This is a genomic window from Limnoraphis robusta BA-68 BA1, from assembly GCF_034932365.1.
Taxonomy (GTDB): Bacteria; Cyanobacteriota; Cyanobacteriia; order Cyanobacteriales; family Microcoleaceae; genus Capilliphycus; species Capilliphycus robustus.
Window position 1 is genome coordinate 1 of record NZ_JAYGHR010000107.1, and the last position, 22,504, is coordinate 22,504.

21 protein-coding genes are annotated in these 22,504 nt (G+C 41.1%); 15 read left to right on the plus strand and 6 right to left on the minus strand.

What is annotated here, in order from left to right:
• Nucleotides 1–226: 226 nt before the first annotated feature.
• A complete protein-coding gene (locus VB836_RS29350; RefSeq protein WP_046281845.1) occupies nucleotides 227–844 on the minus strand; it encodes a L,D-transpeptidase in 618 nt (205 codons plus the stop codon).
• 152 nt (nucleotides 845–996) lie between these two features.
• A complete protein-coding gene (locus VB836_RS29355; RefSeq protein ID WP_323224975.1) occupies nucleotides 997–2,103 on the minus strand; it encodes a tetratricopeptide repeat protein in 1,107 nt (368 codons plus the stop codon).
• Between the two features lie 297 nt (nucleotides 2,104–2,400).
• On the opposite strand from VB836_RS29355, the gene VB836_RS29360 reads away from it, so the two are divergent.
• Both VB836_RS29360 and VB836_RS29365 read left to right on the plus strand, forming a co-directional pair.
• Complete coding sequence (locus VB836_RS29360; RefSeq protein WP_323224978.1) at nucleotides 2,401–3,582, plus strand: RNA-guided endonuclease InsQ/TnpB family protein; 1,182 nt, start codon at nucleotides 2,401–2,403, stop codon at nucleotides 3,580–3,582.
• A gap of 54 nt (nucleotides 3,583–3,636) precedes the next feature.
• Nucleotides 3,637–4,023, plus strand: coding sequence for a nuclear transport factor 2 family protein (locus tag VB836_RS29365; protein ID WP_046279193.1), 387 nt, complete (start codon nucleotides 3,637–3,639; stop codon nucleotides 4,021–4,023).
• Here VB836_RS29365 and VB836_RS29370 read toward each other — a convergent pair.
• The 4 genes from VB836_RS29370 to VB836_RS29385 form a co-directional block, all read right to left on the minus strand.
• Complete coding sequence (locus VB836_RS29370) at nucleotides 4,020–4,823, minus strand: M48 family metallopeptidase (RefSeq protein ID WP_323224982.1); 804 nt, start codon at nucleotides 4,821–4,823, stop codon at nucleotides 4,020–4,022. The genes VB836_RS29365 and VB836_RS29370 overlap by 4 nt on opposite strands.
• Before the next feature lie 196 nt (nucleotides 4,824–5,019).
• Nucleotides 5,020–5,721 (minus strand): TIGR00266 family protein, encoded by a 702-nt coding sequence (locus VB836_RS29375; protein ID WP_323224984.1) that lies wholly within the window; start codon nucleotides 5,719–5,721, stop codon nucleotides 5,020–5,022.
• A gap of 48 nt (nucleotides 5,722–5,769) precedes the next feature.
• Nucleotides 5,770–6,453 (minus strand): TIGR00266 family protein, encoded by a 684-nt coding sequence (locus VB836_RS29380; protein ID WP_323224986.1) that lies wholly within the window; start codon nucleotides 6,451–6,453, stop codon nucleotides 5,770–5,772.
• 21 nt (nucleotides 6,454–6,474) lie between these two features.
• Nucleotides 6,475–7,140: a TIGR00266 family protein gene (locus tag VB836_RS29385; RefSeq protein WP_323224989.1), complete on the minus strand. Its 666-nt coding sequence runs from the start codon at nucleotides 7,138–7,140 to the stop codon at nucleotides 6,475–6,477.
• A gap of 90 nt (nucleotides 7,141–7,230) precedes the next feature.
• Here VB836_RS29385 and rsmA point away from each other — a divergent pair, with 90 nt between their 5' ends.
• The 13 genes from rsmA to VB836_RS29450 all read left to right on the plus strand — a co-directional run.
• Entirely contained in the window at nucleotides 7,231–8,064 is an 834-nt protein-coding gene (gene rsmA, locus VB836_RS29390) for a 16S rRNA (adenine(1518)-N(6)/adenine(1519)-N(6))-dimethyltransferase RsmA (protein WP_046279188.1), read from the plus strand.
• 6 nt (nucleotides 8,065–8,070) lie between these two features.
• On the plus strand, nucleotides 8,071–9,012 hold the full coding sequence (gene ispE, locus VB836_RS29395) for a 4-(cytidine 5'-diphospho)-2-C-methyl-D-erythritol kinase (protein WP_046279187.1): 942 nt from the start codon (nucleotides 8,071–8,073) through the stop codon (nucleotides 9,010–9,012).
• A gap of 14 nt (nucleotides 9,013–9,026) precedes the next feature.
• Nucleotides 9,027–9,368, plus strand: coding sequence for a DUF3082 domain-containing protein (locus tag VB836_RS29400; RefSeq protein WP_046279186.1), 342 nt, complete (start codon nucleotides 9,027–9,029; stop codon nucleotides 9,366–9,368).
• A gap of 191 nt (nucleotides 9,369–9,559) precedes the next feature.
• Nucleotides 9,560–10,363, plus strand: a complete 804-nt coding sequence (locus VB836_RS29405; RefSeq protein ID WP_323224993.1) for a hypothetical protein — start codon at nucleotides 9,560–9,562, stop codon at nucleotides 10,361–10,363.
• Between the two features lie 276 nt (nucleotides 10,364–10,639).
• Entirely contained in the window at nucleotides 10,640–11,035 is a 396-nt protein-coding gene (locus VB836_RS29410) for a hypothetical protein (RefSeq protein WP_046278178.1), read from the plus strand.
• A 258-nt stretch (nucleotides 11,036–11,293) separates the two neighbouring features.
• Nucleotides 11,294–12,634, plus strand: coding sequence for an AAA family ATPase (locus VB836_RS29415; RefSeq protein WP_046278177.1), 1,341 nt, complete (start codon nucleotides 11,294–11,296; stop codon nucleotides 12,632–12,634).
• A gap of 2 nt (nucleotides 12,635–12,636) precedes the next feature.
• A complete protein-coding gene (locus tag VB836_RS29420) occupies nucleotides 12,637–13,287 on the plus strand; it encodes an RloB family protein (protein ID WP_323224995.1) in 651 nt (216 codons plus the stop codon).
• A 529-nt stretch (nucleotides 13,288–13,816) separates the two neighbouring features.
• Entirely contained in the window at nucleotides 13,817–14,287 is a 471-nt protein-coding gene (locus VB836_RS29425; protein WP_323224997.1) for a pentapeptide repeat-containing protein, read from the plus strand.
• 125 nt (nucleotides 14,288–14,412) lie between these two features.
• On the plus strand, nucleotides 14,413–15,354 hold the full coding sequence (locus VB836_RS29430; RefSeq protein ID WP_046278174.1) for a spermine/spermidine synthase domain-containing protein: 942 nt from the start codon (nucleotides 14,413–14,415) through the stop codon (nucleotides 15,352–15,354).
• Nucleotides 15,355–15,833: 479 nt separating this feature from the next.
• On the plus strand, nucleotides 15,834–16,448 hold the full coding sequence (locus VB836_RS29435; RefSeq protein WP_323224999.1) for an NfeD family protein: 615 nt from the start codon (nucleotides 15,834–15,836) through the stop codon (nucleotides 16,446–16,448).
• A gap of 255 nt (nucleotides 16,449–16,703) precedes the next feature.
• Nucleotides 16,704–18,086 (plus strand): flotillin family protein, encoded by a 1,383-nt coding sequence (locus tag VB836_RS29440; RefSeq protein WP_323225001.1) that lies wholly within the window; start codon nucleotides 16,704–16,706, stop codon nucleotides 18,084–18,086.
• A gap of 36 nt (nucleotides 18,087–18,122) precedes the next feature.
• Complete coding sequence (locus VB836_RS29445; RefSeq protein WP_323225003.1) at nucleotides 18,123–19,445, plus strand: flotillin family protein; 1,323 nt, start codon at nucleotides 18,123–18,125, stop codon at nucleotides 19,443–19,445.
• An 826-nt stretch (nucleotides 19,446–20,271) separates the two neighbouring features.
• A partial coding sequence (locus VB836_RS29450) for a DUF4347 domain-containing protein (RefSeq protein ID WP_323225005.1) occupies nucleotides 20,272–22,504 on the plus strand: 2,233 nt, incomplete at its 3' end.

A 22,504-nucleotide genomic window follows, 5' to 3' on the forward strand; every position in this document is an offset into this window, starting at 1 on the left:
GCGCACGGAACATTATGATTCGTGCTTTGAGGGACGGCTCCTTTGCTCTCAACCTATCGGTTGAAGGCATTGCCATCGCGTCAGATGTGTTTGTCCACAGATGTACAGCGTAACACCGTCAGCCAAACACCTATCTGCGATCGCATTTGATTTTTCTTTTGCTCTTCCCGGATTTTCCTGGACACCGGGCTGGACACTGAAGCAGCTTTTGACACCCCCTGAAGGTTCACGGTTCAACAACCACAAGCGTTCCCATTTCAACTTGATTAAATAAGGCCACTACATCTTCATTTCGCATCCGTACACAACCATGAGAGGCGGCTTGTCCAATAGAATTAATCGTAGGAGTCCCATGAAACCCAATCGTATCCTTCCCATCTGTCCAGAAACCAATCCAGCGCAGTCCTAACGCACTATCAGGGCCAGGTGGACGCACTTCTCCCGTCCAGGGATTTTGCCAAACAGGGTTTTCCACCATCTGAATCACTTTAAATTGACCTGTGGGCGTTTCCCAACCCGCTTTTCCCACCGCCACCGGATAACTCGCCACCTGTTGATCATTACGATAAACAAAAACTCGTCGCTGACCCAAGCGCAAAACTAACCGCATTTTGGGTTTTCCAGACGGTAAAAAGATAGAAGGATCATCTAACCCCGGTAAAATGGGATTCAATAATTGCGACGGGATCACCGAAGTTCGGGCTGATGTACCCTGAGCGACTTTAGTATTATTCGGAGTCGAAGCCGAAACCCCAGATTGAACAATTACGGAGACCATCAAAGCGCTCAAACCGACACGGATAAAACGTTGAAATCGATTTTGATTATTAACTTTAAAAACCATAGAATTGAACTCCTCACCAAAAAGGATGGAAAAACGACGACATCGTTAGTTTGAGGTTCTTCGTCAGGAGGTGTCGTCTCTAATTTACCCTACTTCACCCCCGGTTGAAAACTTGTAATCCGTTACTCCAGACTTCCATTGCTTTAACCGGATTATTTTGATTTTTTGAGTCCTTTTAACGCCTCTTGTGTCTTTTTAACGCCTTCGGTATCACCCTGTTGTTCATAGAGTTTGAGAGCGGTTTCAAAAGCGGCGATCGCTTGTGAGTCTCGACCACCTCGACCTTTGATTGCCATTCCCAAGTTGTAGTGAGCGCTAGGATTTTGGGGAGCTTTATCAACGACTCGTCGGAAACTGACAATCGCCCCAATATATTCCTTTCTTTCTAACTGGATTTCCCCAATTGCGATATCGGCTTCTACTAAATTGGGATTAAAAGCTAACGCCCGTTGATAAGCTTTGATCGCCCCATCCAAGTTATTCTGAACTTTCAACACTTCGCCGATTTGAAACTGAATCTCTCCATCACGGGGACTCAACGCCGCCGCCTGTTCAAAGGCTGCAACGGCGCCTGCTTGGTCGCCACTTCGCAGTAACGCCACTCCGAGCTTAATTTGAACACCCGCTTCATTCGGTGCCAGTACGGCCGCTTGTCGCAGGGTTTCAACGGCTTTCGGGAGATTTTCCTGACGTAACAAAGACATTCCCATCGAAGCATAGGCTTGCCAGTTGTTGGGGTCAGATGCAATCACCATTTCATAGGTTTTGACGGCACTACTATAATCACCTTGACGGAATAAACTCACCGCCAGTCCCAAATAAGCATTTAGGTGATCGGGTTTGAGGCTAATGGCTTTGCGATAGGCGTCAGCAGCACCTTTGTAATCTTCTAGCTTGACCAAACTATAAGCCAAACCATATTGAAAATCGGCATTCTGCGGATCAAGAACTAAGGCGTCTCGATAAAATTTAGCGGCGGATTGATAATTTCCCCGCAAGGCTTCTAAATAGGCAATTCCTGAATAAATCTTCGGATCACTGGGATCAAGTCCTGCGGCTTGCACGTAAACGAGAAGGGCTTCATCAATTTTTCCAGCATCGACTAACTGACGTCCTTGTTCGAGTAATTGGTTAAGCTGGTCATTGGATTGAGTGTTCGCTTGAGCAACGACTTCAACGGAATGAGCCATCTGGGGGGTTACAGTGGCGACAAATGCGACTAAGATACTACTGACAATCAATCGAATCGGTTTATACACGGCTTGTTTAGTGTGAGTGTTTCTAGAGTTCTGCACGGTTCCCATCGCGAACGATATCGGTCACGCAATTAATGACTGATGTTGATGATAAAACAGTTCAGGCCGATCGGTCATAAATCTGGGGAATGTTCTCAAGTCCGAACTCGATGCCGCCTAACGAACAAACTGACACAACGGCTTTACACTTGAGTCTAGATAGCAGATTGATTAATCTATAAAAGTGTTCCCTAGAGCAGTAACTTAGTTGACAATTTATGGTACAACACGGTACTATCTGTAAGATAAAAGAATACATCTATGCAACGAGCCTTCAAGACCCAACTCAAACTTAATAACCGTCAAAAAACCTTAATGGCTAAACACGCGGGATATTCTAGATGGGTCTGGAATTGGGCATTAGCGATGTGGAATGAAGCTTACAAACAGGGTTTAAAACCTTCTGCGAATAAGCTAAAAAAGTTCTACACCAATCACGTCAAACCTCAATATTCCTGGCAGTCAACCCTAAGTTCTAGAGTTTATCAATTTGCTTTCATGCACTTGGGAGAAGCTTTTAGTCGCTTTTTTCAAGGCACTGCCCAACATCCTAAGTTCAAGAAAAAAGGCAGAAATGATAGCTTTACTTTAGATAATTGTGGCAAAGTAATGAGGTTTTCAGGGAGGAGATTGAAGCTTCCTTTTATTGGATGGGTTAACACCTACGAACCCCTTCCCGAAATTCAGACTAAACGAGTCACAATTAGTCGAGTCGCTGATTCTTGGTATCTGTCTGTAGCCTACGAATTTGAGCCAGAACAGACTGTAAAATCAAGAGAATACCTGGGTGTTGATGTTGGGGTTAAGGTATTAGCGACCTGTTCAGATGGTACTGTTTTTGCCAATCCAGCAGCCCACAAAAAAGCTCAAAAAAATCTAGCCAGACTTCAACGCGAACTCTCGAGAAAACAGAAGGGTTCAAATAACAGGAACAAAGCTAGATTGAAACTCGCAAAAGCATATCAAAGAGTGGCTAACATCCGAAAAGATACAATTCACAAACTAACCTCATGGCTATGCAAAAATCACGCAGTTATCGGGTTAGAAGACTTGAATGTTTCTGGGATGTTAAAAAATCACAAGTTAGCGGGTGCTATTGCTGATTCTGCTCTTTCTGAAATTCGTCGCCAAGTCGAGTATAAGTCTGAGTGGTACGGTTCAAGAGTAGTGTTTGCTGATAGATTTTATCCGTCAACTAAGACTTGTTCAAGTTGCGGTCACGTTCAAGAAATGCCACTGAAAGAACGAGTTTTTAACTGTAATAATTGCGGTGTAAGCGTTGACCGTGATTTGAATGCCAGCCTGAATTTAGAAGGTTATGCCGAGGGCTTCTTGGTGAAATGCCTGTCTGACCGGGTGCTGCTGACAGTCCGGGGTGATGCAGCGCAAAGTCCGATCTCGGCGGAAACCGCTCGAGAAGGAACTTTGCAAGACAGGAAGTAAACATTAACACGGTTTATACCGCGTTATATCAGTTTTATAAAGCAGTGGATGAATATGACTGACGAACAAGAGGTATTAGCCGCGAATAAAGCCTTTTATCGGGCTTTTGAGAAAAAGGATATTGAAGCGATGAGTGCTGTCTGGTCGAAGGGAACGGCGAGTCTGTGTATTCATCCTGGACGGGATGTGATTCGCGGTTGGGATGGTGTGAGGTCTTCTTGGGAACAGATTTTTAGAGCAACAAATTATCTGGAAATTAATACAAAAGTGATCTCGACTGAGGTTAATGGCGACTTGGCTTATGTGGTTTTAGTTGAAGAAGTGATGCAAGTTCTTGGTCGTCGCAAGGTTCAAGCTGAATCAATGGCAACGAATATTTTTATCCGCATGGCGAATCAATGGTATTTGATTCATCATCATGGTAGCCCCATTATGAGTTAATTGGGTAAGTTTAATGAGGCTGGTAACGGCGATGGCGTTTGCAGTTGATAGCCTCGTTTTTTGGTGAGCTGTTGCAGTCGTTTGATTCGCTCTTGGGAAGGGGGATGAGTTTGCAAAAAGGCGATATTATTTCCTTTTTCTTCGGCTTTGAGTCGTTCAAAAAAGTCGGTTGCGCCTGCAACATGACCGTAATTTTCTTGTAATAGAGTTAAGCCAAATTCATCGGCTTGTCGTTCTTGAGATTGGGAAAATTGGGCGTTAGAAAGGGCAACTGCTAAAGACTCTAAAGATCCAATATTTGGCAAAAAGATTGATAAAACGGTTTGGAAAAATAAGCCTCGACTAATACCGCGTAAATGATCGCGATGGGCGAAATGACCGAGTTCATGTCCTAAAATCATCATTAACTCATTTTCTGACTCAACGAAACCTAATAACCCTTGAAAGATAACAATGCGATCGCCTGGAATGGCTAATGCGTTTATGGTAGGCTGAGGAATATACAAAACCTGATAATCTCGGTTTTCAAGTGTTGAATCTAAATGAGTTTCTAGACGGTCTACCAGTTGATTTAATGTGGTTTGAGTCGGTGAAGGTTTCGCTTGTTGTTCAAAAACGGGAACCACTAAGCGTCCGATTTGCTGTTCAAATTGAATCGGAATAAACCAAACTAACTGTTCAAAAAGGAACCATAAAACCGCAATTGTTGCAATGATAAATCCCCCAAAGATTGCCAGTAATATTAATAGCTGTCGATCACTAGGAGGTGGATTTCTTGAACTGAATTCTGGTTCAGACATGGGAATTATTTTAAATCTGTTGAGGTTGGAATATCATATTAAATTGAAAAGATCATGCTACAAAAGCCTATCTGTAAGAGCGGGTTTATATCAGTTATTGATGAGAAACATAGATGTATTCGGAGGCGCGCCCCTACGCTGACTGTTACCCAGCAACCTTCTATCGCAAACATTGAAGTATTTCATAGAAGCTTGATTAATCCGAACTACTTTTAACAGGTCGAAATGGATCTAAAAAGTTTAACAAAGGTATTAATTGACGAGATTGAATCCATAATTTACCTTGACCTCGAAAGCGACAAACTAACCCTTCCCCGCCAAAAATTCCTGTTTTCAAGTTCTTAAATGATAAACCGCCAATTAATTCGACATTATAATTCAGCGTATCTTCAAACGCCACAATATAACCCGTATCGACAACATAATCCCCTTCAACGGGAATTTCTAAAATCGCCCCATAGGAACTTAACCAAATATCTCCTTGACCTGTCGCCCGAATTAAAAACAAAGATTCTCCACTAAAAAACCCTTTAAATCCTTGAAAATTGGTGTCAATATTCACCTGATTTCCTGAAGCGACAAATCCTGAAGATTGAATCATCAATCCCTTTCCATTTAAGTAATAATGGAAAATATCCCCGGGAACACCGGGAGATAAAAACAACTGTCCGGGTTTATTTTGTGCGGTAAATTCACTCAGAAATAGAGACTCCCCACTCAACATTCTTCCGACTCCTTTCATCAGTCCGCCTTTTAGCTTTGACTGCATTTTAATACAACTATCCATCGCCGCCATCGCCCCAGATTCTACAATAACGGTTTGATTCGGTTGTAAGTCTAATCTCAACGAAGCATAAGAGGGAGAATGTTCGATTTGATAAGCAATTTGACTCGACATTTTTTTTCACTCCTGATTGATTTTAGAGTTGTATATTATAGACAAAAACTAATTGGATTTCATGGGTAAAAGCGGCCCAACTAACTGTCCAAAGGCTGTAGAATTATGAGTTTGACAGTAGAGTTTTCCGCGTCCTCGGAACCGACAAACTAAACCTTCTCCCCCTAAAAATGCCCCTATCCAACTTGAACCCGGTTTGGTAATTTCAAAGTTGAGTGTTTTTTCAAAGGCGACAATATGACCTGTATCCACAATATATTCATCTTTGACATCAACCTCATAAATTCCGCCAAAGGAGTTAATTAAAACATCTCCTCGACCACTTAAGTCTAACCAAAAGATATTTTCACCCGAAAACAAGGATTTAAACCCTTGAAATCCCAACTCAATATCAACATCTGAATGACTGGCTAAATAAGAAGTCGCTTGTACAACTAATCCGATTTCAGAAACTTGATAATGCAGAATATCTCCCAACAATTTCGGGGCTAAAAACACTTCTCCGCCTGCGATGGGAGAACGAAAAACGCTTAAAAATAGCGATTCTCCCGCGATCATTCGTTTTAATCCGCCGAAAATTCCGCCGCCTTTTCCCTGGCGTAATGTTGTGCTAGTATTAATATATTCACTCATGGCAACCATTGCTCCCGCTTCAGCAATTAATTCTTCCCGAGCCTCTAATGTTACCCGAGCAATTGCACAGTCTGGCTGTTGTAAAATTTTGATTTTCATAATCGCATCCTCTCGTTGAAATTAACGATATTTGGGACTGAGAAACCTGACTAATCCATTAATACTTCGAGATTGTAAATAAACCACGCCATTTCCCCGCAGTTTATTAATAAATCCTTCTCCCGAAGTTAAAGAACCGAACAAACCCCCCGCTAACCCCACACTCATTTTAATGCCGGGTTCATAGGCGACTAAATGACTGTTATCAACAATAAATTCTTGGGTAATTTGTTTTTGACTAATTCCCCCATAAGCCCCAAAAAAGACTAAGCCAGGACCCGTTACTTTCAGCTTAAATAACCCTTCTCTCGCAAACCAACTAGCAAAACCCGCCCATCCTACGCCCAGTTTAACTTTTTTGCTGCTGGCAATATAGGCACCCGGTTGAAAACAAAGTTGTTGTCCTGAGTGCAATTCTACTGCTACAATATCCCCAATCGCTGATTGAGAAAGAACCACTTGTAGGGGTTGATTCGTTTTGTTAGTAAATGTATTAACAAATAATGATTCTCCCCCCAAGAACTTTTTAATCAGACCCGAGAAAAATCCCCCGGAGAAACTGGTCTTCATGGAGATTTTACCGTCCATCCCGACCATCGCTCCGGCTTCTGCCGTCAAACTCTCGCCGGGCTGGAGGGTCATAAAAATTGTGGCGAAGGCGGGTTTGTAACGAATTTGATATTCCATCACCGGAACTTCCTTTTGTTAAAATTTTAGTCTAACTACAAGTTAGCTAATCCTTTTTCCTGAAAGTACAAAACTTTACAAAAAAACACCATGTCTCATCCTCGAAAACAATTGGCTCAACATTGGCTTCGCAGTCCAACCGCTTTGAACCAAATCGTCACCGCAGCCCAATTATCTAGCGATGACTGCCTTTTAGAAATAGGCCCCGGAACGGGAGTCTTAACCGAACGTCTGGTCACACTGGCTAAAACGGTTTTAGCCGTAGAAATTGACCGAGATTTATGCAAAAAATTAGTCCAAAAATTTGGCAAAATTGACAACTTTTTACTCCTGCAAGGAGATATACTCACCCTGCCTCTAGAAGACTATCTACAAGATTTTCCTCGTTTTCAAAACCCCAACAAAGTTGTCGCTAATATTCCCTACAATATTACCGGGCCGATTCTGGAAAAACTCTTAGGAAATATCGCTCAACCGAATCCTAAACCCTATGATTTAATGGTATTATTAGTGCAGAAAGAAGTCGCTCAACGTCTCTGTGCGGCTCCCGGTTCTAGAACCTTTGGGGCGTTATCGGTGCGTGTTCAATATGTCGCTGAATGTGACTTCATTTGTGATGTTCCCGCTAAAGCCTTTTATCCGCCTCCCAAAGTTGATTCTGCGGTGGTGCGGTTGCGTCCTCGTTCCATTGAACAACCGGCTGAAAATCCCAAACATCTGGAAATGGCCGTAAAATTGGGCTTTGCTAGTAAACGTAAAATGTTACGAAATAATTTACAAAGTGTGATTGATCGCGATCGCTTGAGCCAAATTCTGGAACAATTAGAAGTGAACCCCCAAGCTCGTGCAGAAGATTTAAGCGTTGAGCAATGGGTGAGTCTGAGTAACCAACTGGTTCATCTAACCTCTGAAAACCCCCAATAAATTCTCATGCGTTCTTACTCCCTGATTGCTCCCGCCAAAATTAACTTATACTTAGAAATTATTGGCGATCGCCCCGATGGTTATCACGAACTGGCGATGGTTCTTCAAAGTATTTCTCTGGCCGATCAAGTTGACATTCGGCCGATAGAAATTGATACAATATTTGTTCAATGTGATCACGCCGCAGTTCCCAATGATCAAACCAACTTGGCTTACCGGGCGGCTGCACTAATGGCGCAACAATTCCCCGATGCGATGGCACAATATGGCGGCGTTGAAATTACGATTAATAAAAAAATCCCCGTAGCAGCAGGTTTAGCAGGCGGTTCAAGCAATGCGGCTGCGGTGTTGGTGGGATTGGATTTATTATGGCAATTAGGACTGACTCAAGGCGAATTAGAAGACCTTGGCGCCCAAATTGGTTCTGATGTTCCCTTTTGTATTAAAGGCGGAACGGCTTTAGCAACAGGGCGAGGTGAAGTGCTTTCGCCCTTAGTAAATTTAGATAATTTCTATGTCGTGTTAGCCAAATACCGCAGTTTAGAAATTTCTACGCCTTGGGCTTACAAAACCTACCGCAGTCAATTTAGCGATACCTATGTTAGCGAGGCGCAAGATTTACAAACTCGCCGTCAACGGGTACACTCAGGAGCAATAGTAGGGGCAATTATGCAGCGAGATAGCAGGAAAATTGGTCAACTTCTGCATAATGATTTAGAAAAGGTTGCCTTACCCGAATATCCGCAAGTTTTGCAACTGCGAGAAGCGTTTGCATCCCAAAATGTATTAGGTACAATGATGTCAGGTTCCGGGCCGACTGTGTTTGCGTTAACCGAATCTGAACAACAGGCTTTAGAAGTTGCAGAAACCGTTCGCAATCAACTCGCTAATCCCGATTTAGACTTCTGGACAGCTCAATTAAGTTCAACCGGAATTACCCTCGCTTAATCTATTATAAACCCATGAGTGAATCATCTTCTCAATCGGATTCTAAATCTTCTAAAAACAACCTCGACGGCGTGACTCCTTTTAGGTGCTTGAGTAATGCAGCCGTCTTAGGGAGTATTGCCACAGCGCTGTATTTTTTAACTCAATCTGTCGCCCAAACCTACGCCGCAAAACCCATCCATTCCGATAATATTGCGGTGGTTCAAATGTCTGTCACCGTTAGAACCTTAGTAACGGGATTATGTATGATGGGAACAGGTGTATTTGCCTTTCTGACGTTCGGATTAATTTTGGTTGCCATTCAGCTTTCTGTTCAGCGTTTTCTCAAGCGAGATACACCCCCATCTGAGACTTAATTTAAGGTCATGGAACTGTTTACGATATCTAGTGCTTTATATTGTACTAGAATATGTATAACAAACCATATGAAGTAGATCAGTGAATTGAATCACTAAAATTAGTTCATTCGAGAAAAATAACTTAAAATTTCAGAAATATAGGCAACTCCAGTAGTAGTTACATAATGTCAATATTGGAGATAAAAATAATGCCTTTATCAAACGAGTTATTTCAATGGCTCGATAAAGGATGGTATGAACCTGAAATTTCGAGTATCAAGACTGATTTGCATAAGCTTCCCAATTTACCGGGAATATATGCAGTATATATCCCTAATCAACCTATACTATATTTATATATAGGAATGACTACTGAGACAATTTATAAGCGTTGGACAGGTTATAAGCAAGGACATCATCAATATGAAGATTTGATTTTATTAGAAGAACAAGGAGTTAGTTTTTCACTCAAGTGTTGGGTTTTTCCACCCGAGTCTTTGTTAGATCTTAACAAAAAGGACTATGGCAAGTCCTTAAAGGACTATGGCAAGTCCTTAAAAGATATTCTTTCAATTATCGAGAAACAATTAATTTATAATCTTTCACCTTTATTAAATAAACAACATAATAATAATCCTAATGTAGAGTATGACGATTGGGCATTATGGATAATTAATTACTTAGAAAAGCAATCTACTAGAAAGCCAATAGATTTATATAGATTGGATGTAGAGATTTATAATGTGCCAAAAAAACCGGGTATATATATTATAAACTCCGGGTCAAATATTTCAAAGTCTACTGTTATTTATGCAGGCTATGCTGAAAATATTAACGAAAGTTTATCTAAAAATAGAGATGGCATAGTTCAACAAATTAATAAAAATATTCAAATATTAGATAATCCCCCTTTTATTTATTACATTGGTATGCCGGAAAATACGGATATAAAAATATTAGAGAGGATAGCCAAAGCAATTAATATGTTATCTAGTAAACTAGATAGGCGTTGATCGGGTTGGATTTAGTTAAAGCAAACTGTATAAAGTTTGAGCTACTTATTTCTACTTAGAACCTCTCGAATACTAACAGGTTAGTCAAGAAGATTCAGTATATTTTCTGATTCTCAAAAAATTTTACCAAGTTTTCCGAAATCGAGTGAACCGATAGAGTAGTTGGTGATAGATGATTAACAAGGTTACATAATCAGGGTGTTTTTATATATTTATCCTCTAGTCTATGAAACCTCTATGTATCCATCTAGTACATCAAACAACTAAGAAGCTAAAATGACACACGAATCTGAATTTATATCTCTAACTAATGACGGTGACGTATTGGAATTTTTCGTACCTGCGGGTACACCTAGAACAATAACACTAGGTCGGTTTAAAGAGGCTGTAAAACAACGCCATCAAGCTATCAAAATTCCTGCTAGTTCCATTCCTGAAGTTGGAATAACACTTGACTCAAATTCTGCAACCTGGAAATATGACAGTAAATATTCTCCAAGCGGACAAGGTAAAGTATGTAAGGTCTTAAAAGAGGGTGAACAGTGGCAAACCGGGCGAATTATAGTGACTGCTGAGTACGCTCGTATTCCATTTGATGCTAATCAACAACCAAGTAACAGTTATGAACTTCATGTAACAGTGGAATTTTGCCCGGAAACCTGCTCTTGCTAATTCTTCTAGGCTAATATTTTTGTTAAACCTCTATCTTGTCCCTTCGGTAGAGGTTTTGTTTTAATTAAAGTTTAAAGATAATTTTTTGTGATCTTTTGCTATAATAATTTGTAATTCATATGAAATTTGAGTTAAATGCCTGTGGACTTATAACCTGAAAGCATTAGATAACTTTTACTTTAATCAAAATCTCCTTAATTAATCTCTCGAAATCTAAATAAACATCTATCTGGTTTATCTTACAGCTTTTTAACGACTATGTTAATTGAATTTAGTGTAGAAAATTATCGTTCAATTCGAGAGAAAATAACGTTCAGTCTGGTAGCATCCGAGGATATAGAAACGCTACCAGAAAATACGTTTGCTGTTCCGGGAACTGATGAGATTCGTTTGCTCAAAAGTGCTGTTATCTACGGGCCAAATGCAGCCGGAAAGAGTAATTTAGTTAGAGCTATGTATACGCTGAAAAATATAGTTCGTAACTCAGCTACAGGAATGCGAGGAAGTCGAGATAAACTACCCGTAGAACCGTTTAGATTAGATTCAGAATATAGTAAAAAACCGACTTTATTTGAGTTAATCTTTATCTACGAAGAAGTTCGTTATGAGTTTGGAGTTTCCCTAGACCAAGAAAGAGTTTACGAAGAATGGTTAATCGCTTATTTTGACAATGAACAACAAAATTTGTATGAGCGAATTTTTAATCCAGATAATCAGGAATTAAAACCAGACTATAAACAGTATAACTGGTATTTTGGAGAAAATCTAGATTTATCAGAAGAAAACAGACTCATTAAAAATTTAGTTCGTCGTAATTCTTTATTCTTATCTCATGCGGCTCAAAATAGTCATCCTCAGTTAGAGAAAATATATAATTGGTTTGGAGATAACTTTAATGAAGATCAGTTTAATATTTTCAGTCCAAGCTTTACCGGTGGGGGATATACAGCAGCAAGAAGCTTAGAAGATCATGTTTTTCGCAAGGAAATTGTCAATTTTTTACAAAAAGCAGATCTTGGAATTTCAGGCTTTAGAGTAGATGAAAAGTTTATATTACCAGGAGAAAAAGGTTCTATTATGATGATTCCACGATCTAGTATTAGTGAAACTGATCGAGATGAATTACTAAACAAGCGGAATAGCCATGTGCAATTAGACATTATAACAAGCCATAAGATGATTGATTCTGATGAAGAAAGAGAATTCTACATGGTGGAACATGAATCAAAAGGAACACAACGTTTCTTTGAGTTGATAGGATTGTGGTTCACCATCTTAGAAAAGGGACGGGTACTGGTTATTGATGAAATGGAGAGCAGTTTACATCCAATATTATCAAGATTTCTGGTGAAAATGTTTAATGATCCGCTTATTAATAAAAATAACGCTCAACTGATCTTTACCACTCACGATACAACATTTTTATGTGATGACTTATTTAGACAAGATCAAGTTTGGTTTGTTGAAAAAGAAAAGATGAGCATCACTCGATTATATTCTCTGCTTGAGTTTCAACCCCAAGAAGATGAATCTCTACAAACAGGTTATTTATTAGGTCGATATGGAGCCATTCCATTCATCGGAGGCTTAAATTTTTAGTTATGTCACGACGGGGGAAATCTACAGATAAATTAAAGAGAACTCGTGGACAACGAACACCTAGAAAACTTATTTTGATTGTTGTAGAAGGACAGGAGACAGAATACAATTATTTTAACGATCTTAAAGCAGAACTTAGACTACCAACGACGGAAATTAAAGTATATTCTGGTTCGGGTGGCGATCCTTGTCAAGTTGTAGAGAAAGCCAATTCTTATCGAAATCAAATGACATCAAAACCCGATGAAGTTTTTTGTATATTTGACTATGACAATAAACTAGAAAAGTATAAACAAGCAATTAAAAAAGCACAAGATTATGGTTTTGAAGAGTCTATAACCTCTATTCCCTGTTTTGAAATCTGGCTGCTCTTACATTTCCAATATACAAGTCGTTCATTTCAAAATTGTTCAGAGGTGGAAACTCAACTTCAAAGAGAGTTAGTCAATGCAAGCTCAGTTAATACACCAGCAAATTATGATAAATCTCTAAGATACTACAATTTACTAAAGGATAAACTTGAACAAGCCATTAAAAACGCTGAACGCTTAGAAAAAGAACAGCAAGAAATAGATCAAGTTCATGCTAATCCTTCTACCAAAGTTCATTTATTAGTAAAAAAACTGCAAGAAGAAAAAGCTAAAGTTCCTTAGCTCATAACAAACGTCTCTAAATTTATAACAATTTTTCACTCTATCTTTTCTGTAAATTTTAGTGAAGTATTTCTCCCAATACTCTAAGTATCTATACTTAAAAATCAAGATAATATAAAGTTTCATCTCGGAAAAGTTAATTTAATCTAAAGAAAACCGAACCAGACAAAATAATTTTCTACGCTAACAGAATATCAAGTACAATATTGATTGAGGAGCATTTGAACAATGGCTCATCAAACCCACACGACAGAACACGACAATACTGTTATCGGCTTTTTAATGGCTTTGATCCTGTTGTTGTGTGCATTCACCCTTGTAATCTTGATTAGTATCTTTTAGCCCGTTTCAACAACCCAATCAAGGTTTCAAACAACATCCAGTCAGCATTTTGACAGATTGAACTTTCAGATCAAATTTTGACTCAAGCAGATTTAATTTTTTATTCAACCTCAAAAAATGCTCGATGGGATTACGAGTTCGAGAACAAATTAGAGAGATTATCTCAACAAAATTGGAGGTTTAACAAATGGATGCTAGTCAATTCTTAAGCTGGATCGATGCAGGGGAGAAAAACTTTCCCGGTATTTGTTTACATGGTGTTAATTTAAGTGGAGTTAATCTCAGTCAACTGAATTTAAGTCGAGCTGATCTCAGTGGTGCTGATTTGAGTGGTGCGAATTTAAGCGGAACCGATTTAAGTCAAGCGAATTTAACCGATACTGATTTGAATCAAGCGGATTTACGCAGTGCAAATCTTAGCCAAGTTAACTTAATTGGAGCCAGTTTAATTGAAGCAAATATGGGACGAGTTAACCTAACTCGTGCTGATCTTCGCAGCGCTAATTTAACCAATGCTGACTTAATTGGGGCGATTTTAACCGACGTAGAACTCAGTGGTGCAGATTTAACCGGGGCTAATATTAATGAAGCTGAATTGAACCTAGCGATGTGTAATATGGGTGTTTCGCGAGATTGGGTAAGCTGGTCAGGTGAATAAAATCTTCCGAAATCTTGCTTAGACTCGAATTATAATATTAGGGACGGAAAAATATTTCTGTCCTTTTGTGCTGTTTGTATGATAAAAAATAAGGGGTGAACTCATCAATTCAAATAAGGAGTTTCATGGCTGGTAGTCCAATTAACGCCGATCTTTGGTTAAGTGATTATCTCACACCTTGGGATCTCTATGCTCATGGGATCACTCGCATTCTCACCTACAAACAGACTCCCTACCAACAAATGTATGTTGTCGAAACCAATACCTATGGTAAAGCCTTAGTTTTGGATGGGAAATTACAGTCAACAACAGGCGATGAATTTCTCTATCACGAACCTCTGGTTCATCCTGCTATGATTTATCACGGTGAACCTCGAACTGTTTTGATTTTGGGTGGGGGAGAAGGCGCGACATTGCGAGAAGTTTTGCGCTGGAAAACGGTTGAAAAAGTAATGATGATTGATATTGATGGAGAAGTTGTTGAAGCTTGTCGTCAATATTTACCCGAAATGAATGCGAATACTTTTGATGATCCTCGGGTAGAATTAATTATCGGAGATGCGTTTGAATATTTGAATAAAATAGAACAGCCTTGGGATGTGATTATATCTGATCTGTCTGAACCTGTCGAATCGGGACCATCTTTTCGATTATTCACTCAAGAATATTATCAAAAACTGCGTTCTTTGTTAACCCCTGGAGGCGTTTTAGGCGTACAAGCGGGATCAGCTTGTGTGTTGAGAATGAAGTTTCATGTACGTCTCGCCAGAACGTTAAACGAAGTGTTTTCCAGTATTCATTCTTATAGCAGTAATGTTCCGAGTTTTGGTGAAGCTTGGGGGTTTATTTTAGCCTCTGAAAACCCGATTAACTCTCAACCCAACCCCGAAGAAATTGATCGTTTGTTAGCCAAAAAAACGACGCAAGATTTCCGAATGTTAGACGGAATAACACTGTTGGGAATTTTGCAAACTCCCGCTCATATTCGCACCCGCATCGCCAAGGAAACTCAAACCTATACCCTCGCTCATCCGCCTACTGATTTTGAAGAAAATTTGCTGGGTTAATTCGGGTTAAACTCACTCTAAAGTTTGAGGTTCATCTACAACTAAATTTAGGGATTACCGAATCTTGATCATCAACATAAAAGTGAAAAATCCATCGGCCCCATTGACCCGAATAACTGACCCAACCTGAAAAGACAATTAACTCATTGTATTGTAGAATAGAACCAGATTCATAAGTCGAGATATAAATACCGCCGAGCGTTTGATGCCAAGGAGAAATAATATTGAACTGCGAAGGAATCACCAGGAGGAACTTTCGCCAGATCAACCCATTGTAGGGTCTGAAGGGCATAACCTTTCAGGGCATAGGCGCAGGAGGATCAGGCATAATTTTAAACAGTTGATAAACTGAACTCTAGACTGGATTGATAATTTATCAAAATTTGTTACAAAAGTTTGCTGAATCCGGAAACGAATTTGCGAAAATAGAAATAGACTGACTGAAGCAATTATCCAGTATCCCGTGATTAGGGGCGCGTATGTTTAATCTTTACCTATTCTGTTTAGTTGTGGGCGGCGCTTTCGTTGCATTAGCTGCTTTCGCCGGACTAGACGGTGTTGATTTTGATCAGGACTTTGATCCAGACATACAATTTCTGGATAAATCAGCTAAAACAGAAGAGGATAAGTATATCAGTCGGAAGAACAGGCGGCGTCGCCGAGGATTGGGATTACCCTTTTTTAGCTTGCGGTTTTGGACATTTGGCGGATGTTTTTTCGGTTTAACAGGAGTTATCCTCTCCCTGTTGAACCCCGTGATGTCCCCTCAGTTGACCTTGTGGATATCGATTGCGGTAGGCGTTGTTAGTGGTACCGCTATGGTTTGGGCGTTACGACTTCTGCAAAGACAACAAGCTGACAGTATGGTACGTGCCGATGATCTATTGGGTTTACCAACTATAGTAGAAATTCCATTTGATCATAATAGCAGAGGCAAAGTGCGGTTAAATATTAAAGGAACAACCCTCGATATGATGGCAATGACAGAAGACTTACAAGAGTTTTCTAAAGGAGATCAAGCATTTGTGGTGGGAGTAGAAAAAAACAAAGTGTGGGTGGTTAGTGAAGCCGCCTTTAAACAATCTTCAGATTAATCGATGGACTCAAAAAACCCTCGTAAAATCCCATGAACGGATGGCAGTTGCATCGAGAGAGTTGAAACATCAAAACAAGCCACTTAATCTATCGGAATAAAACCCAAAGTACAATGGACAATATCTAAGCCTTCATTTCATAAATTTATCCAAAGCACCCGAGTTAGAAATGAGAACAAAAACTAACTCAATCCCGAATTCCCTCGGAAATAAACAAACCGGAACTCAACCTTGTATCTATTCAACCTAAACAAAATGAACAATAAATTTGTCAATGCTGAAAAAGAGGCGATCTTGGTGGAAGTCGCGCAAGTTCAACCTGTGGAATCTATCCCGACGAACCGCAGTGAATTACCCGCACAAATCACCACCGCTTTACCCATCGCCCTCACCATTTTTGGTAGCATTGTCCTGGTTTGGTTTCTCAATACCTTTCTACAAATTTGTAAACCTAACGAAATCTTAATTCTCTCCGGCCGCAAACAGCGCAGTAAAGATGGCGAAGTCGGTTATCGGGTGATATTTGGTGGACGTACCATCTGTATTCCCATTTTGGAAACGGTGAAAACGATGGATCTGCGAACCATGCCCGTTCCCGTCGAAGTCACCAACGCCTACTCAAAAGGCGGCACTCCCCTACATATTCAAGCCATTGCTAACGTGAAAATTTCCGGCGATCCGGCAATTGTCGGCAATGCCATTGAGCGTTTTCTCGATCGCGATCGTTCCGAAATCTCCCGAGTCGCCCGTGAAACCCTAGAAGGCAACCTACGCGGCGTCGTGAGTACCCTCACCCCCGAACAACTCAACGAAGACCGCCTGCGCTTCGCTGAACGCATCGCCGAAGACGTTTCTCGCGATCTCGTCAAATTGGGCTTACAGCTTGATACCCTCAAAATACAAAGCGTTTCCGATGACGTCGATTATCTCAAATCCATTGGACGGCGACAAATTGCTTTAATTATGCGAGACGCCGAAATTGCCGAGTCCAACGCCCTCGCTGAAGCCGAACAAATTGAAGCCGACTGCAAACGACAAGCCGAAGTCGCCAAAACCCAAGCCCTGAGTCTTGTTCAGCAAAAAGAAAACGAACTGCGGAAAATCAAAGCCGAACTCGAACAACAAGCCCGTTCCGAAGAAGAACGCACCATCGCCGCCGCCAAAGAAGCCCGCGCCCGTGCCGAACAACTCCTACAAACCGTTCGCGCCGAATTAGAACGTTTACGCCTAGAAGCCGACGAAGTATTACCCGCCGAAGCTGAACGCCAAGCCAAGCAACTTCGAGCCAAAGGAGAAGCCGCACCCCTGATCGAAAATGCTCAAGCCGAAGCGCTCGTTAATGATTTGCTCTCAAAAGTTTGGCACGACATGGATCAAGATGCCTCAGAATTATTCTACTTGCAGCAAATTGAAATGATCCTCAAAGAAGCTGCGAAAGTTCCCAGCCGGGTTGAACTGCGAAATGTCAGCGTTATTGATAATGGTGATGGGAAATCAATCGCCAGTTTGGTCAAAGCTTACCCCGAAATCTTCTGTCAGTTCCTCCAGAGTGTTGATCAAATCTTAGGCGTGAAAGTTGCCGCAACTCGCGCTGAAACCAACGGACATCAGCTCAAAGAATTTACCCTGAAAAAGTAGGGATTTTTACAGTCAATACACCTTTTATTCAACATCATGGAAATTATCATTGCATTACTCGCAACATTAGGGTTAGGAACAGGTGCAGGAGCGTTTATTATTCGCAACCTTTACTATGTTTGTCAACCCAGTGAAGTTCTGATTTTTGCAGGCGGACGTCGGCGCGTTGATGAGCAACGAGAAGTCGGATATCGTTTAGTCAAAGGTGGAAGTAGCATTCGAGTTCCCTTACTTGAACAAGCTTTTCGCATGGATTTAACCAACATGATTATTGAGTTAAAAGTTGCTAACGCTTACTCAAAAGGGGGAATTCCGCTCACCGTTGAAAGTGTGGCAAACATTAAAATTGCCGGGGAAGAACCCACTATTCACAACGCCATAGAACGTTTACTCGGCAAAACCCGTAAAGAAATCGAACAAATGGCAAAAGAAACCTTAGAAGGGAATTTACGAGGGGTATTAGCCAGTTTAACGCCCGAACAAGTAAACGGCGATAAGTTAGCCTTTGCTAAGAGTTTATTAGAAGAAGCCGAAGATGATTTAGAACGGTTAGGGTTGATTTTAGATACCCTACAAATTCAAAATATTTCTGATGAAGTGGGTTATCTCGATTCGATTGGCCGTCAACAACAAGCTGAACTGCTGCGAGATGCTCGTATGGCAGAAGCCCAAGCCCGAGCCACTGCCGTTATTCGTAATGCAGAAAACAAGAAAAATACCTCACTCAAACAGTTAGAAACTGAGATAGAAGTCGCTCGAGCAGAAGCCGAACGTCGGGTCAAAGATGCGATTACCAAACGAGAAGCTGTAATTGCAGAATCCGAGTCAGAAATTGCTTCAGAAGTCGCACGAACTCAAGCTGAACTTCCCGTTCAAAGAGCAAGAATTATTCAAGTTGAACAGAAGTTACAAGCTGATATTGTCGCACCTGCTGAAGCAGAATGTAAACGTGAAATTGCCCGTGCAAAAGGGGATGCAGCCCGAATTATAGAAGAAGGAAAAGCCCGAGCCGAAGGAACTCAAAAGTTAGCCGAATCTTGGAAAACAGCCGGGGCTAATGCACGGGATATTTTCCTGTATCAGAAATTAGAAGGATTACTACAAACTCTGGTTTCTACGATTCCTGAAATTGAAGTCGATAATGTTACCGTTATTAACAGTGAAAATGGAACGACAGCCACAAAAATAGCAGGATTTTTAGAACAGTTGCGTCAAACAACAGGAATAGATGTCGCCGATGCGGTTCAGAATATCAGTCAACCTCGTCAACCTGTCAACACCATTGAGAAATTAGACCCCTTAAAAGAGGGGACAGTGTTACCGAGTTATGGTTCTAATTCAACCGTAACGAAGGATTAATTCTGGAAGTTAGTTCAATCAGAAGTTCAACTATTCCTCAGTCAAGTTGCTCAAAAAACGGAAACGAATAAAGCAATGTTTAATCATATTCCGAGTGCGATGCTTGAGTTTAGGTTCATCCAAGCTTAAACCCTGACTGTATCGGGAAATTGATTGAAAGTTAAAAGTAAGGTAGGCAATGCTTACCTTACTTTTTTTTATTTGAGTAATATTGTTACACTTGTTGATATTTTAGACAGTGAATACGTCCCTTCAGGTACATCCTAAAAACCCGGTTTCTATTGAGAAACCTTAATCTCACTGTGTCTCTAAAAATTGAAAACCGCTATATATGAAATCCTTATACTAATTCTTGAATACTGGCTACAAATCCTTTTGTTCCTCTCCCCTTTTGAAAGCACGGAAGGCGCTATATATGTACTTTCTTCATCAAAAATTGATATAAACCCCTCGGTAATTTACTGAAAATTTACAATTAAGTTTCTCCACATTGACCAAAAAGCGCTCTCCGCAAAAAACAGTCAAATCTTTAAAATACCTCCGTATTTTTACCGAAGATTTACAATAATACTTCAGTATTTTTACAGATTTCAACTATAATAAGAGAAAAGTTTGATGGATTCTGAAAATCAGGGATAGACAAACGCATTCAACTCGCCTCATTTATAAGCAATGGCATTGTTTTAGCTTTTCGATTGAGAAACAATGACAGTGCTTGAAAAAGGAAGAGTGCTTATTCACTGCGGTCGGGCAGTTCTGACTTTATTAATCATCTCAAAAGCTCCTGATTTTTTCTGATTATTTATTTCAACGTAGAACGCCAGCTATGTCCCCAATTCTGACTTCCAACTCTCAGCCTTTCAACTCTATACAAACTATTCAGCCTTCCGAAATGTCTTTGAATCGCTCAAAAACTCTCGTTTTTATTGATGCTAATGTAGACGACTATAAACATCTCGTCCAAGGCGTGAAACCGGGGATAGAAGTTGAGATTTTAGATATCCGGCAAGACGGTATCGAACAAATTACCGCCTTTTTATTTACCCGTCCTCATATCAAAACAGTTCATATTGTTTCTCACGGTTCACCGGGATGCTTATATTTAGGAAACGCTCAACTTAACCTCGATACCCTCGAAGACTACGCCAACTTATTACAAACTTGGTCAGCATCCGAAATTTTACTGTACGGTTGTAACGTTGCCGCCGGAGATGCGGGAGCCGAATTTGTTGAGAAACTGCACAAACTCACCGATGCCGATATCGCCGCCTCCGCCACTCCCACCGGAAACGCCGCCAAAGAGGGAGACTGGACGTTAAAGCGCTTCATCAGTCAAACCCCTGCCGAACTAGCTTTTTCAGCAGCGACACAAGCCTCCTATCGGGGTATCCTAGCCAACGGTCAGGTAAACATCGAAGGTATCGTAGAAGAAGACAGCACCCTAACCGCCCAAGTCACCGACTCAAACGGCATTTCGGGCGCTATCAGCTATCAATGGCAGTCTTCTGAGGATGAAACAAACTGGACGGACATCGCCGGCGCAACCAACAGCACCTTGACGCTCGCAGATAACGAAGTCGGCAAATATATCCGAGTCAACGCCTCCTATACCGACAATGGAGGAACAGCCGAAACCGTCAGCGCCGTCGCCGGAGAGGGAATCTTTTTTCAGGGCAGTTTTGATACTCCAGGCAGCGCCCAAGCCGTATTCATCGAGGGGAACTTGGCTTTTGTTGCTGATGATGCAAAAGATTTGCAAATCATCGATATCAGCAACCCGACTAATCCCACTTTAAGGGGCAAAGTTGAAAATACTCCAGGCCGAGCCAAAGATATATCCGTAGCGGGGAACTACGCTTATATTGCTGATGATACTGGCGGTTTGACCGTCGTTGATATTAGCAACCCCGCCAGTCCCACCGTGACAACCAGTGTAAATACGGGTGGCAAAGCTAACGGTGTAGCTGTAGCAGGGAACTTCGCCTACGTTTCTGATGATACAAGCGGTCTGGTCATCTTTGATATCACCAACCCCGCCAGTCCAACTCAGAAGGGTCGTATTGCTACTACTAATGCTGCCCCCACCGATGTAGCCCTAGCGGGGAACTTTGCTTATGTTACCGAAGGTAGTGGTATCAATACTGCTTCTGGTCGTAGAAATATGACTATCTTCGATATTAGCGACCCCAACAGTCCCATTCCAGTCCAGACCTTGGGTACCAATGGTAATGCCAGGGGTATAACAGTAGTCAACAACTTCGCTTATATTGCCAACGGTACAAGCGGTCTGACCGTTATCGATATTAGCAACCCCAACAGTCCCCAACGGCTCGGCAGTTTTAATACTCCTGGGAATGCCAGAGGCGTATCGGTGGCGGGGAACTTCGCTTATGTGGCTGATGAAGCTGGGGGTCTGCAAATTATCAATATTAGCGACCCCACCGCTCCCTCTTTAGAATACAGTTTTGATACTCCTGGCAGCGCCTTCGGTGTCTCTGTCGTCGATAACTTGGTTTATGTTGCTGATGGTAATGGGGGTTTGCAAGTTCTCGATGTTCAGACGACTCCCCCGACGGTTGCTAATATTAACGATAATCCCACCGATATTAGCCTCACCAGCAACAGCGTAGACGAAAACGAAGCAGTCGGAACCGTTGTCGGAATCTTAAGCAGCGCCGATGCTGACCCGGAAGATACCCATAGTTACAGTTTAGTTGCAGGTGCAGGCGACACCGATAACGCTCAATTTGAAATCGTTAACGGTGAACTTAAAACCAAAGCTTCCTTCGATTTTGAAAGCAAAGATTCCTACAATATCCGAGTTCAAACCAATGACAAAAATGGGGGAACATTTCAAAAGCAGTTCACCATTAACGTTGATAATGTTAACGAAACTCCCACCGATATTAGCCTCGATAGCAACAGCGTAGATGAAAACCAAGCTATCGGTACGGTTGTCGGAACATTTACCACTGCTGATGTAGACCCAGCAGACACCCATACTTACAGTTTAGTTGCGGGTGCAGGCGACACCGATAACGCTCAATTTGAAATTGTTA

Excerpts from the sequence above, each read along its gene's own strand:
- VB836_RS29350 (WP_046281845.1), bottom strand. The coding sequence starts at position 844 with ATGGTTTTTAAAGTTAATAATCAAAATCGATTTCAACGTTTTATCCGT.
- VB836_RS29360 (WP_323224978.1), top strand. The coding sequence starts at position 2,401 with ATGCAACGAGCCTTCAAGACCCAACTCAAACTTAATAACCGTCAAAAA.
- VB836_RS29365 (WP_046279193.1), top strand. The coding sequence starts at position 3,637 with ATGACTGACGAACAAGAGGTATTAGCCGCGAATAAAGCCTTTTATCGG.
- VB836_RS29370 (WP_323224982.1), bottom strand. The coding sequence starts at position 4,823 with ATGTCTGAACCAGAATTCAGTTCAAGAAATCCACCTCCTAGTGATCGA.
- VB836_RS29375 (WP_323224984.1), bottom strand. The coding sequence starts at position 5,721 with ATGTCGAGTCAAATTGCTTATCAAATCGAACATTCTCCCTCTTATGCT.
- VB836_RS29380 (WP_323224986.1), bottom strand. The coding sequence starts at position 6,453 with ATGAAAATCAAAATTTTACAACAGCCAGACTGTGCAATTGCTCGGGTA.
- VB836_RS29385 (WP_323224989.1), bottom strand. The coding sequence starts at position 7,140 with ATGGAATATCAAATTCGTTACAAACCCGCCTTCGCCACAATTTTTATG.
- rsmA (WP_046279188.1), top strand. The coding sequence starts at position 7,231 with ATGTCTCATCCTCGAAAACAATTGGCTCAACATTGGCTTCGCAGTCCA.
- ispE (WP_046279187.1), top strand. The coding sequence starts at position 8,071 with ATGCGTTCTTACTCCCTGATTGCTCCCGCCAAAATTAACTTATACTTA.
- VB836_RS29400 (WP_046279186.1), top strand. The coding sequence starts at position 9,027 with ATGAGTGAATCATCTTCTCAATCGGATTCTAAATCTTCTAAAAACAAC.
- VB836_RS29405 (WP_323224993.1), top strand. The coding sequence starts at position 9,560 with ATGCCTTTATCAAACGAGTTATTTCAATGGCTCGATAAAGGATGGTAT.
- VB836_RS29410 (WP_046278178.1), top strand. The coding sequence starts at position 10,640 with ATGACACACGAATCTGAATTTATATCTCTAACTAATGACGGTGACGTA.
- VB836_RS29415 (WP_046278177.1), top strand. The coding sequence starts at position 11,294 with ATGTTAATTGAATTTAGTGTAGAAAATTATCGTTCAATTCGAGAGAAA.
- VB836_RS29420 (WP_323224995.1), top strand. The coding sequence starts at position 12,637 with ATGTCACGACGGGGGAAATCTACAGATAAATTAAAGAGAACTCGTGGA.
- VB836_RS29425 (WP_323224997.1), top strand. The coding sequence starts at position 13,817 with ATGGATGCTAGTCAATTCTTAAGCTGGATCGATGCAGGGGAGAAAAAC.
- VB836_RS29430 (WP_046278174.1), top strand. The coding sequence starts at position 14,413 with ATGGCTGGTAGTCCAATTAACGCCGATCTTTGGTTAAGTGATTATCTC.
- VB836_RS29435 (WP_323224999.1), top strand. The coding sequence starts at position 15,834 with ATGTTTAATCTTTACCTATTCTGTTTAGTTGTGGGCGGCGCTTTCGTT.
- VB836_RS29440 (WP_323225001.1), top strand. The coding sequence starts at position 16,704 with ATGAACAATAAATTTGTCAATGCTGAAAAAGAGGCGATCTTGGTGGAA.
- VB836_RS29445 (WP_323225003.1), top strand. The coding sequence starts at position 18,123 with ATGGAAATTATCATTGCATTACTCGCAACATTAGGGTTAGGAACAGGT.